Raw genomic sequence first — 11,303 nt, forward strand, 5'->3', positions numbered from 1 at the left:
CGCCGCCACCGGGCGGGCCGTTAAATAGGGGAAGCCCCATCAGCGTTTAGCCGTTGGTGGGGCTTCGACTCTATGATCCAAATGTGACGCTTTGGGTCTCGCGAACTCCTAGGATGTCAGGTCTTCCTAGTCTCGTCACTGACTGGCAGTTTGTGGAACTTGTCCACTACTTGTCACTGAATCTTTGGTGTTCGGTCCCGCATCTTTTGGGGGATGCGTAACTCCATATATACGCCCATGCAAGGCGACACGCCATAGCTGGACGCAAATTCTTTCCTGAAATCTTCATCTCCCGCGTTCCGGGTCCCTGCCTCGGTACGAACCGGCAGCAGCAACCCGGAACGCGGGAGATGCGCGTGGATCAGTTGAACTCGGGGCTGGTAGTCCGGGAGCGCTTGATCTCGTAGAAGTACGGGTACTCGGCCAGGGCCACCGCCCCGTCGAAAATCCTGCCGGCCTGCTCGCCGCGCGGAATCCGGGTCAGGACCGGGCCGAAGAACGCAGTCCCGTTCAAGGCCACGACCGGGGTACCGACTTCGTCCCCGACCTTGGAAATCCCTTCCTCGTGGCTGGAGCGCAGCTGCTGGTCGAATTCCGCCGAGTCGGCGTAGCCGGCGAGGTCCGCCGGCAGGCCAACCTCGTCCAGGGCTCCGGCGATGACCTCGGCGAAGTCCTCGATGGCCTCGTTGTGGATCCGGGTACCCATCGCGTCGTAGAGCGGCTTTACGAAGGAGTCCCCGTGGAGCTCCTGGGCGGCGATGATCACGCGGACCGGGCCCCAGGCCTTCTTCATCCGCTCCTTGTAGACCTCCGGCAGTTCCTCGCGTCCGTCATTGAGCACGGCCAGGCTCATGACATGCCAGTCCACCTTGATGTCCCGGACGTCCTCGACCTCCTGGATCCAGCGCGAGGTGATCCAGGCAAACGGGCACATCGGGTCGAACCAGAAATCAACGGTTGAAGGGACGGCGGATTCGGACATGCGTCAACTCCTGTGTGGTAGGCAATAATCGGGCAGCGCGGAGCGCCCTCTTGGGTAACCGGAGACTAGGCGGATTTGTTCCGGCGCTTGGCCATGAGGTCGTGGGAAATCAGCGTAGGCTCGCCCTTGTTCAGCACCACATCGGCGGTAATCACCACGGCGGCGACGTCTTCCCGGCTGGGAAGCTCGAACTGGATCGGCAGCAGGGATTCCTCCATGATGGCCCGCAGGCCGCGGGCGCCGGTCCCCCGTTCCAGGGCCAGATCTGCCACCGCCTCGAGCGCGGCCGGCTCAAAGTTCAATTCCACGCCGTCGAGCTGGAACATCTTCTGGTACTGCTTGATCAGCGCGTTCTTGGGTTCGGTCAGGATCTTGATCAGCGCCGGGCGGTCCAGGTTGGCCACCGTGGTGATGACCGGCAGCCGGCCAATGAATTCGGGGATGAGTCCGAACTTCAGCAGGTCCTCCGGCATCACATCGCCGTAGGAATCCGCATCCTTGCGCCCCTCGTTCAGCGGGGCGCCGAACCCGATGCCCTTGCGGCCGGCCCGCGACCCGATGATCTCCTCCAGCCCGGCGAAGGCGCCGGCGACGATGAAGAGCACATTGGTGGTGTCGATCTGGATGAACTCCTGGTGCGGGTGCTTGCGTCCGCCCTGCGGCGGAACTGACGCCACCGTGCCTTCAAGGATCTTCAGCAGGGCCTGCTGCACGCCCTCGCCGGAAACATCCCGGGTAATGGACGGATTCTCGCTCTTGCGCGAGATCTTGTCGATCTCGTCGATGTAGATGATGCCCTGCTCGGCCTTCTTGACGTCATAGTCGGCGGCCTGGATCAGCTTGAGCAGGATGTTCTCCACATCCTCGCCGACGTAGCCGGCCTCGGTGAGCGCAGTGGCGTCCGCGACGGCGAAGGGCACGTTGAGCCGGCGGGCCAAGGTCTGCGCCAGGTAGGTCTTGCCGCAGCCGGTGGGGCCGATCAGCAGGATGTTGGACTTGCCGACCTCCACGTCCTCCAGCGGGCTGGCATCCGAGAGGTTGGCCGTGCTCTTGGGCGCATGGCCCGACTGGATGCGCTTGTAGTGGTTGTAGACGGCGACGGCGAGGGCGCGCTTGGCGGGCTCCTGGCCGATCACGTATTCCTGCAGGAAGTCAAAGATCTCCCGCGGCTTGGGCAGTTCGAAGCTGCCCAGGTCCGAAACCTCGGAGAGTTCCTCTTCGATGATCTCGTTGCACAGGTCGATGCACTCGTCGCAGATATAGACCCCGGGGCCGGCGATCAGTTTGCGCACCTGCTTCTGGCTCTTGCCGCAGAAGGAGCATTTGAGCAGATCCGCGCTCTCACCAATGCGCGCCATGTTCTGTCCCCTTACTTGGTCCTGCTGAAGATAACGTCAATGCCGCTGGCAAAACTATGACACCCGCATCCGACACTTAGACCACTCTAATTCACTTGGTGGGCAGTTTCAGTAACAGAAAGGCCCGCAGCGGTCATCGATGACAAACTAAGCCATATTCGGCTCGTGTCCGCCACCGGATTCCACGCTGCGGGCCCAACTGCCGCAACTTCACCGGATAATCAGCTCTTGTTGATGGCCGGCTTGTGGATCTTGCGCGAATCCAGCACCTGGTCGATCAGGCCGTAGGCCTGCGCGTCGTCGGCGGTCAGGATCTTGTCACGCTCGATATCCTTGTTCACCTCGGCACTGGTCTTGCCCGAGTGCAGGGCCAGGGTGTCCTCGAGCCAGGCGCGCATGCGCATGACTTCGTCGGCCTGGATCTGCAGGTCGGTGGCCTGGCCGCGTTCGCCGCCGCCGAGGGCCGGCTGGTGGATCAGCACCCGCGCGTTCGGCAGAGCCAGACGCTTGCCCGGCGTGCCGGCCGCCAGCAGGACGGCCGCGGCACTGGCCGCCTGGCCCAGGCAGACGGTCTGGATCTCCGGGCGGATGTACTGCATCGTGTCGTAGATAGCCGTCATCGCTGTGAAGGACCCGCCCGGCGAGTTGATGTAGAGGGTGATGTCGCGGTCCGGGTCGGTGGACTCGAGCACCAGCAGCTGCGCCATGATGTCATCGGCCGAGGCATCATCCACCTGCACGCCGAGGAAGATGATCCGGTCCTCGAAGAGCTTGGTGTAGGGATCCTGGCGCTTGAAACCGTACGGGGTCCGCTCCTCGAACTGCGGCAGCACGTACCGGCTCTGCGGCAGGTTCGCGGCGTAGCCGCCGGCAGCGGCACCGAAGTTGTAGGTCATTGTCTTTCTCCTGCTTTCGACGATCGTCGGGACTGGGTCGCAGAACCTGCGATCAGGATTCCTTCGAGTGGTTGCTGTTGGTGCCGCCGCCGCCGGAGACAGAACCGGCATGTGCGGAGATGTGGTCGAAGAAGCCGTAGGCGAGGCCCTCCTCGGCGGTGAACCACTTGTCCCGGTCGTTGTCGACCAGGATCTGCTCCACGCTCTGGCCCGTCTGCGAAGCGGTCAGTTCGGCCATCACCTGCTTCATGTGCAGGATGAGCTCCGCCTGGATCTTGATGTCCGAGGCCGTGCCGCCGATTCCCCCGGAGGGCTGGTGCATCAGGATGCGGGCATGCGGGGTGGCGTAGCGCTTGCCCTTGGTGCCCGAGGACAGCAGGAACTGACCCATCGATGCGGCCAGGCCGGTCGCCACGGTGACCACGTCGTTGGGGATGAACTGCATCGTGTCGTAGATGGCCATGCCCGCAGTGACGGACCCGCCGGGCGAGTTGATGTAGAGGTAGATGTCCTTCTCCGGGTCCTCGGCCGAGAGCAGCAGCAGCTGCGAGCAGATAGCGTTGGCATTCTCATCGCGGACCTCGGACCCGAGCCAGATGATGCGTTCCTTCAGGAGCCGGTTGTAGATGTAATTATCCTGGGTCGCCGGATCGACGCTGGCCATCCTGGGGGTGGCGGATTCACGGGACATTCTGAATTACCTCTCGCTTCTGCCCAAGGCCTGCCAATCGGGGCCAGTCCTTGGGACCTGTTTCCTTCTTGGACACTAACGCTTATCCGGGAGCGATTCCCTGTATTTCGCGCACTGTTCGCTGACGGCGCACCGGCCTCCGGGCCGGTTAAAAACGGACAGGCCGCCGGCCCCGTCAGGGGCGGACGGCCTGTCCGAGCGGATGCTGCTGCTTACTTGTCGGCGTCGACAGCCTCGGTGGACTCGCCGGCCTCATTCTCCGCCTTGGCTGCTTCGGCCTCGGTAGCCGCGATCATCTCTTCGACGCCGCCTTCGGCCTCTTCACCGGCGGGGCGGACGAAGTCGCTGAGGTCCACCTCGGAACCGTTGCTGTCGGTGACCTTGGCCTGCTCCAGCACCTTGGCCAGGGCTTTGCGGCGGCGCACCTCGCCGACCATCATGCCAACCTGGCCGCTCTGGTCCAGCAGCTGGGCGAACTGGTTCGGATCCATGCCGTACTGGCTGGAGGCGGACACGATGTAGTCGATCAGCTCGGCCTGGTTGACGCCGATCTCTTCCTTGTCCGCCACGGCGTCCAGGATGACCTCGTTCTTGAAGGCCCGCTCGGTGTTCTCGCGGACCTCGGCGCGGTGTTCCTCGGTGTCGTGCTCTTCGCCGCCATGGGCGTTTTCCGGGCGGAAGTGCTGCTCCATCTGCTCTTCGACCACGGAATCGGGAACCGGAACCTCGATGAGCTCGACGAGCTTGTCCAGGACCTTGTCGCGGGCCTCGATGCCCTGCTCGACGACCTTGGACTCGGCGGCCTGCTTGGTCAGGTCCTCGCGCAGCTCGGCGATCGTGTCGAATTCGCTGGCCAGCTGGGCGAAGTCGTCATTGGCCTCGGGCAGCTCGCGCTCCTTGACGGCCTTGAGCACCACCTTGACGGTGGCGTCCTCGCCGGCGTGCTCGCCGCCGGCCAGCTTGGTCTCGAAGGTGGCGTCCTCGTCGGCGCTCAGGCCGGTCACGGCCTCATCCAGGCCATCGAGCATCGTTCCGGCACCTACCTGGTAGGACAGGCCGGTAGCGGAGTCCACTTCCTCGTCGCCGACGGTGGCGGTCAGGTCGATGGTGATGAAGTCGCCGTCGACGGCCGGACGGTCCACGGTCTTGAGCGTGCCGAAGCGGCCGCGCAGGTCATCCAGGGCCTTCTCGACGTCCTCGTCGGTGGCCTCGGCAGCCTCGACAGTGACCTCGAGGCCGGCATACTCCGGCAGCTCGATCTCGGGACGGATGTCAACCTCGACCTGGAAGATCAGCTGGCCCTCGGTGGCCGACGGGTCGGGAACCTCGGTGATCTCCACCTCGGGCCGGCTCAGCGGCTGGATACCGGCTTCCTGGACGGCCTCCTGGTAGAAGCCGTTCAGGCCGTCGTTGATGGCGGTCTCGATGACGTAGCCGCGGCCAACACGCTGGTCGATGAGCTTGTTGGGCACCTTGCCCTTGCGGAAACCTGGCACCTGGACCTGGGTGGCAATCGTCTTGTATGCCGCATCGATGCTGGGCTTGAGTTCCTCGAAGGGAACCTCAACGTTGAGCTTGACCCGAGTCGGGGAGAGGTTTTCGACAGCGCTCTTCACAGCGTTTGAACTCCTGATAGCTAATGGATGGGATCTGCACCAAGAAATACAGAGTCGGGGCGACAGGACTCGAACCTGCGATCTCCTGCTCCCAAAGCAGGCGCGCTAGCCACTACGCTACGCCCCGTAGTGCACAGGCAAGTCTACGGGCAATCCGGATGCAGTGCACAATTTTGCCATTCTAATTGCTTTCGCAGGTTCCGCGCACCAGCGTGGCGATTTGCGGTGGGTCAGGCCCACCGTGCTAGAGTTTCAACGTCCTCGGGGATGTAGCTCAATGGTAGAGCCTCAGTCTTCCAAACTGATTACGCGGGTTCGATTCCCGTCATCCCCTCTCAAGCACGCAGCAGATAACGGCGGATCCGCAAGGATCCGCCGTTAGTCGTTGGGGGATCCTTGCGGGGCCCTGGGCCTATCGTCCGGGGCTCATCCGGGGGCCTGGCAACTGGGGCACCAGTAGAGCTTGCGGCTGCCCATTCCATCCAGGGCCACCGGCACCGCGCAGACCCGGCAAGGCTGGCCCTGCCTCTGGTAGACATAGTGCGCGTTGTCCGGCCAGAGCGGCCGCGCGGGATCCTGGCGGTGCTCGGGACGGGTGGTGATGATCCGGCCCTCGCGCACGCCGTCTGCCATGACAGCCACGACGTCCGCCCACAGCGCCGCCGCGGCCTGCCCGTCCAGGTCCTTACCGCGCAGCCACGGGTTCAGCCCGCACCGGAAGAGCGTCTCCGCCCGGTAGATATTGCCCACCCCGGCCACAACATCCTGGCTCATCAGCAACGTGCCCACGGATGTGCCCCGGGCCGTGATCCGGCGGGCGAACTCGCCGGCGGCCTCGCCGGCCGGATCCGGCTGCAGCGGATCAGGTCCCAGCCTGCCGACGACGGCGGCGCGTTCGGCTTCGGTCACCACCTCGCACGCGGCTGGGCCGCGCAGGTCGGCCCAGCCGTGGCCGCTGACCAGCCGAACGCGCACCTGTCCCACCGGCGCCGGCGGACCGGAATACGACGACGGCACGGAGGCGCCGTCGTCGTACGCCTCCCGCTCGCCCACCCGGCGCGGCGCCCCGATGCTGGAGGCGCCGCGGAAGGTTTCGTCCCCACCGAAGTCCCAGGCACCATAGAGCCCGAGGTGCACCCGCAGGTACAGATCGTTGTCGAAGGCCAGGAAAAGCTGCTTGCCGTGGGCGTTCGCGGCATGCAGCACCGATCCATCCAGCCGGGCGGCGCCGGCAGCGAACTTCCCCTGCGGACTGCTGACCGCCAGCCTGCTGCCGCCGAAGACGGAATTGAACTGGGCGGCCAGCCGGTGGATGGAATGTCCTTCGGGCATCGGAAACCTAGGCCACAACCTCGGAGGTGGCCTCGTAGGTGGCGATCTTGCCGATCCGGCGCACGTGCCGCTCGGCGTTGCTGAACGGCTCGGCCAGGAACGCCTCGATGATTTCCGTGGCCTCCTCGACGGTGTGCTGGCGGCCGCCGACCGCGACGACGTTGGCGTCGTTGTGCTCGCGGGCCAGCTTGGCGGTGGCCAGGTTCCAGGCCAGCGCGGCGCGGATGCCCTTGACCTTGTTGGCGGCGATCTGCTCGCCGTTGCCCGAACCGCCAAGCACGATGCCCAGCGCGTCGACGCCGGCGGCCTGGTCCGCCACGACCGCGAGCGCGGCGTTGATGCAGAACGCGGGGTAGTCGTCCTCGGGGTCGTATTCCTTCGGCCCGTGGTCGACCATTTCGTAGCCCTTGGCGCCCAGATGCTGGATCAGGTGGGCACTGAGCTCCAGGCCGGCGTGGTCGGTGGCAATGTGAACGCGCATGGGCAGTCCTTCGGGCGTACGGAGTGGAAGAATTACGGCTTCCAGCGTACTGGAGGAGCGCGGTCAGGGCAGATTCCCGGACCCGGTCATTGCTCCGGCCGATTGCCCGGACCCGGGGCCGCATTTGTCGAAATGGCCTTGTAGCCGTTGAGCAAGGCGGACATCCGTTCGGCGTTCTCGAGGGTGCCGGTGCTGGCGGCGAAGTCCCTGCCGCCGGCCAACTGCAGCACGATGGCGGGACCGGCGGCCACAACGAACGCGGACCTCCGGCCGGTGATCCGGTAGCCCCAGCCGCCATACTGGAGAGGACGGATTTCCCGCACCGCGGTCGCCGCGCGGAAATCGGTAACCGGGATGGTGACGATCGGCCAGCGCCCGAGGATCCGCACGCTCAGTCCGGCGGCACCGGCACGGACGGTGGCCACGAAGAAGACCAGCACACCGGCCGTCAGCGCTGCAGCCACCACGAGCCACCACCAGGACGCCACCGCGAGCCAGCCGATGGCGGCAAACATGAGCGCTCCCAGCACGGTCATCAGGGTGCGCGAACCACGGATGCGGACGTCGATCGTTTCGCCACGGCGGGCACCGGCGAGGTCCACGCGGGCGCCGGCCGGAATGCCCGCGGGGACTGCGGCGGCTTGTCCGCCACGCTTGAGCAGCCAGGGCAGGGTCAGCGCCGGGATGGCGGCCAGCGCGATGCCGGACCAGAACAGCGGCCAGTCAAGCTTCGTGCCGTCAGCGTTGGCCCGGCCGATCTGCGGGTGGATTCCGCAGACGAAGATCATGGCGCAGAAGGCCGCGGCCAGGATGCTGAAGGCGATGCCGAACCTGCGGATACCCAGCGGCGCGGCACGGAGGGCGAAGCAGGTGCCGCACAGCGCGCCGGTGCCGGCTGTCACCGCCACCGCGGCGATGGCAGTGGGGCGGAAGCCGGAAAAACCGTCCGCGGTGCCGGAGGCGTCCCAGTGCGAGGCAACCGGCTCGGGCATCCGGCCGGCGACGGAGGCCAGCCAGAGCCCGAGTCCCGCGGCCATCAGCACCGGAACGCCGACGCCCAACGCCAAGGCGCGGGCGTCAAAGGCGGGCCGGTACGGACGCCCACCGGCACGTAACAACTCGCTCATCGCCTTTCAAAGTACTGCGCTTGGCGGCGGAAGGTGAGAGAATGACCCAACTGTTCAAGGCTTGTTTCAGATCCGCCCTGCGGCCGGCACCCGAACGCTGCCGGCTGCGGCGGCCCGACCATCGAATTTTAAGGGGAGGCGCTACTTTTGCCAGGAATGAATCTGACGCGCGAGGAAGCCCGGGAGCGCGCCGCGCTGCTCAATGTCCAGTCCTACGACGTCGTCCTCGACCTGACCCGCGGGGAAAAGGTTTTCGGCTCCAAAACCACCGTCCGTTTCGGTGCCACGGCCGGAGCCTCCACCTTCATCGACGCGGTAACCGCCGAGGTCCGCTCGGTGACGCTCAACGGCACCGAGCTGGATCCTGCCGCGGTATCAGACGGCGTGCGCATCCAGTTGCCGGAACTGGCCGCCGAAAACGAACTGGTCATCGATGCGGACGCGCTGTACATGAACACCGGCGAGGGGCTGCACCGGTTCGTGGACCCGGTGGATGATGAGGTCTACCTCTACAGCCAGTTCGAGGTCCCGGACTCCCGGCGCATGTTCGCCGTCTTCGAACAGCCTGACCTGAAGGCGTCCTTCGGCTTCACGGTGACCGCGCCGGCGCACTGGGATGTCATCTCCAACTCCCCCACGCCCGTGCCGATGCCGGCGGGCAAGACCGGCACCGCGGCGACCTGGGCCTTCGAACCCACCCCGCGGATCTCCTCCTACATCACCGCGCTGATTGCCGGCCCGTACCAGAGCGTGCGCAGCGAGCTGACCAGCTCGGACGGGCGGACCATCCCGCTGGGCGTCTTCGCACGCAAGTCCCTGATGCAGTTCATGGACGCGGAGAACGTCTTCGAGCTGACGCGGCAGGGCTTCGAGTTCTACGAAAAGCAGTTCGGCACCCCGTACCCGTTCACCAAATACGATCAGCTGTTCGTGCCGGAGTTCAATGCGGGGGCCATGGAGAACGCCGGGGCGGTGACCTTCCTGGAGAACTATGTCTTCCGGTCCAAGCCCACGGAAGCCACCATCGAACGCCGGGCCATCACCGTGCTGCACGAACTGGCGCACATGTGGTTCGGCGATCTGGTCACGATGCGCTGGTGGAATGACCTGTGGCTGAACGAGTCCTTCGCCGAGTTCATGTCCACGCTCGCCGCGGCCGAGGCCACCGAGTGGAAAAACGCCTGGACCACCTTCGCCTCGGTGGAGAAGTCCTGGGCCTACCGCCAGGACCAGCTGCCATCCACGCATCCGATCGTCGCCGAGATCAAGGACCTCGAGGACGTGCAGGTCAACTTCGATGGCATCACTTACGCCAAGGGCGCGTCGGTGCTGCGCCAGCTGGTGGCCTGGGTAGGCCAGGAGGAATTCATGGCCGGGGTGCGCGAGTACTTTGGCAAGCATGCCTGGGGCAACACCGAGCTGTCCGACCTGCTGACCGAGCTGGAGGCCGCCAGCGGCCGGGATCTGAAGGAATGGTCCACCGAGTGGCTGGAGACCGCGGGCGTGAACACGCTGCGTGCCGAGATCGCCGCGGACCCGGACGGAACGGTCGCCTCCTTCGCCATCCTCCAGTCAGCCGTGCCCGAGCAGCCCACGCTCCGCCGGCACCGCCTCGCCGTCGGCTTCTACAATCTGGACGCGGACGGCAAGCTGGTACGCACGCACCGGGAGGAACTGGACGTCGACGGCGAACGGACCGAGGTCCCGGTCCTGGCGGGGCTGCCGCGCCCGGCGCTGGTCCTGCTCAATGACGACGATCTGGCCTATGCCAAGATCCGGCTGGACGAGGAATCGCTGCGGACGTCCAAGTCCCATCTGAAGGACTTCGCCCAGTCGCTGCCGCGCACACTGGTCTGGAGCTCGGCCTGGGACGCCACCCGCGACGGCGAGACCCCGGCGCGCGAGTACGTCGAACTGATCCTGAACAACGTCGCCTACGAGACGGACTCCTCCGTCGTCATGGTGCTGCTGCGCCAGCTGGCCACGTCCCTGATCTACTACGTCCGGCCCGAGGACCGCGAGCGGCTGACAACCGGCGCCGCGGACCGGCTGTGGGAGCTGAGCGGACAGGCCCAGGCAGGCTCGGATTCCCAGCTGCAGTTCGTCAAGGCGTTCGCCGGCCTGGCCCGGAGTGCGGGCCAACTCGATGCCGTCGCGGCGCTGCTCTCCGGCGCACAGACGCTGGAGGGTCTCACCGTGGATGCGGACCTGCGCTGGGAACTGCTTACCTCGCTGGTGGCCGGCGGCCGCTTCGGCCAGACCGAGATCGACGCCGAACTGGAGCGCGATGCCACGGCTACCGGCCAGCGCGCCGCGGCCCTGGCCCAGGCGGCCATCCCCACGGCGGAGGCTAAGGCCGCTGCGTGGGAAGCCGTCGTCGGCACCGGCGAACTGCCCAACGCCACCCAGCAGTCCGTCATTTCCGGCTTCAACCGCGTGCATGACACGGCACTGCTGGAGCCGTTCGCGGACAAGTACTTCGCCGCCGTCGAGGACGTCTGGGCCTCGCGCACGCACGAGATCGCGCAGCAGATTGTGGTGGGTCTGTACCCGGGCCGGCTGACCACGCAGGCCACGGTGGAGCTGACCGACAGGTTCCTGGCCGGGCTGTCCGGCGATCTGGCGGCGCTGCGCCGGCTGGTGCTGGAGAACCGGGACGGCGTGGTGCGTGCCCTGAAGGCCCAGGCCGCGGACAAGTAGCCCGGCAGCCGGCACGGGTCTGCGGGCCTGTGCCGGCGTCCGGCATTGACGACCACGGGCCTCCGCTCCCAGCATTGGGCCGCCCCGCCCTGCTTTCACCTTCAAGCAACGCTCTGACCT

At 66.0% G+C, this 11,303-nt stretch carries 9 protein-coding genes and 2 tRNA genes; 2 read left to right on the forward strand and 9 right to left on the reverse strand.

What is annotated here, in order from left to right:
- Positions 1–361: 361 nt before the first annotated feature.
- The 6 genes from LVY72_RS21195 to LVY72_RS21220 form a co-directional block, all read right to left on the reverse strand.
- Positions 362–982, reverse strand: a complete 621-nt coding sequence (locus tag LVY72_RS21195; protein WP_237826239.1) for a mycothiol-dependent nitroreductase Rv2466c family protein — start codon at positions 980–982, stop codon at positions 362–364.
- A 65-nt stretch (positions 983–1,047) separates the two neighbouring features.
- Positions 1,048–2,340: an ATP-dependent Clp protease ATP-binding subunit ClpX gene (clpX, locus tag LVY72_RS21200; protein ID WP_237826241.1), complete on the reverse strand. Its 1,293-nt coding sequence runs from the start codon at positions 2,338–2,340 to the stop codon at positions 1,048–1,050.
- Between the two features lie 221 nt (positions 2,341–2,561).
- Entirely contained in the window at positions 2,562–3,236 is a 675-nt protein-coding gene (locus LVY72_RS21205) for an ATP-dependent Clp protease proteolytic subunit (RefSeq protein WP_237826243.1), read from the reverse strand.
- A 52-nt stretch (positions 3,237–3,288) separates the two neighbouring features.
- A complete protein-coding gene (locus LVY72_RS21210; protein ID WP_237826284.1) occupies positions 3,289–3,900 on the reverse strand; it encodes an ATP-dependent Clp protease proteolytic subunit in 612 nt (203 codons plus the stop codon).
- Between the two features lie 239 nt (positions 3,901–4,139).
- Positions 4,140–5,543 carry a trigger factor gene (gene tig, locus LVY72_RS21215; protein ID WP_237826248.1) on the reverse strand — a complete coding sequence of 468 codons (1,404 nt, stop codon included), beginning with the start codon at positions 5,541–5,543 and terminating at the stop codon, positions 4,140–4,142.
- A gap of 54 nt (positions 5,544–5,597) precedes the next feature.
- Positions 5,598–5,670: transfer RNA gene (locus LVY72_RS21220), tRNA-Pro, on the reverse strand.
- A gap of 136 nt (positions 5,671–5,806) precedes the next feature.
- Between LVY72_RS21220 and LVY72_RS21225 the strand changes: the two genes are divergently transcribed.
- Positions 5,807–5,877 (forward strand) — tRNA-Gly (locus LVY72_RS21225).
- Positions 5,878–5,969: 92 nt separating this feature from the next.
- Here the strand turns inward: LVY72_RS21225 and LVY72_RS21230 are convergent.
- From LVY72_RS21230 to LVY72_RS21240, 3 genes are all read right to left on the reverse strand, one after another.
- Complete coding sequence (locus LVY72_RS21230; RefSeq protein WP_237826250.1) at positions 5,970–6,875, reverse strand: Fpg/Nei family DNA glycosylase; 906 nt, start codon at positions 6,873–6,875, stop codon at positions 5,970–5,972.
- 7 nt (positions 6,876–6,882) lie between these two features.
- Positions 6,883–7,356, reverse strand: coding sequence for a ribose-5-phosphate isomerase (locus LVY72_RS21235; protein ID WP_237826259.1), 474 nt, complete (start codon positions 7,354–7,356; stop codon positions 6,883–6,885).
- A gap of 86 nt (positions 7,357–7,442) precedes the next feature.
- Positions 7,443–8,483: a DUF1648 domain-containing protein gene (locus LVY72_RS21240; protein ID WP_237826261.1), complete on the reverse strand. Its 1,041-nt coding sequence runs from the start codon at positions 8,481–8,483 to the stop codon at positions 7,443–7,445.
- Between the two features lie 156 nt (positions 8,484–8,639).
- Here LVY72_RS21240 and pepN point away from each other — a divergent pair, with 156 nt between their 5' ends.
- The gene (gene pepN / locus LVY72_RS21245) at positions 8,640–11,183 is read left to right on the forward strand and encodes an aminopeptidase N (protein WP_237826265.1); all 2,544 of its coding nucleotides are present in this window, start codon (positions 8,640–8,642) and stop codon (positions 11,181–11,183) included.
- The last annotated feature ends 120 nt before the right edge of the window (positions 11,184–11,303 follow it).

Source organism: Arthrobacter hankyongi (genome assembly GCF_022012395.1).
Classification (GTDB): Bacteria; Actinomycetota; Actinomycetes; order Actinomycetales; family Micrococcaceae; genus Crystallibacter; species Crystallibacter hankyongi.

Coding starts and splice junctions, on each gene's coding strand:
- LVY72_RS21205 (WP_237826243.1), bottom strand. CDS start 3,236: ATGACCTACAACTTCGGTGCCGCTGCCGGCGGCTACGCCGCGAACCTG.
- LVY72_RS21195 (WP_237826239.1), bottom strand. CDS start 982: ATGTCCGAATCCGCCGTCCCTTCAACCGTTGATTTCTGGTTCGACCCG.
- LVY72_RS21230 (WP_237826250.1), bottom strand. CDS start 6,875: ATGCCCGAAGGACATTCCATCCACCGGCTGGCCGCCCAGTTCAATTCC.
- LVY72_RS21235 (WP_237826259.1), bottom strand. CDS start 7,356: ATGCGCGTTCACATTGCCACCGACCACGCCGGCCTGGAGCTCAGTGCC.
- clpX (WP_237826241.1), bottom strand. CDS start 2,340: ATGGCGCGCATTGGTGAGAGCGCGGATCTGCTCAAATGCTCCTTCTGC.
- LVY72_RS21240 (WP_237826261.1), bottom strand. CDS start 8,483: ATGAGCGAGTTGTTACGTGCCGGTGGGCGTCCGTACCGGCCCGCCTTT.
- LVY72_RS21210 (WP_237826284.1), bottom strand. CDS start 3,900: ATGGCCAGCGTCGATCCGGCGACCCAGGATAATTACATCTACAACCGG.
- pepN (WP_237826265.1), top strand. CDS start 8,640: ATGAATCTGACGCGCGAGGAAGCCCGGGAGCGCGCCGCGCTGCTCAAT.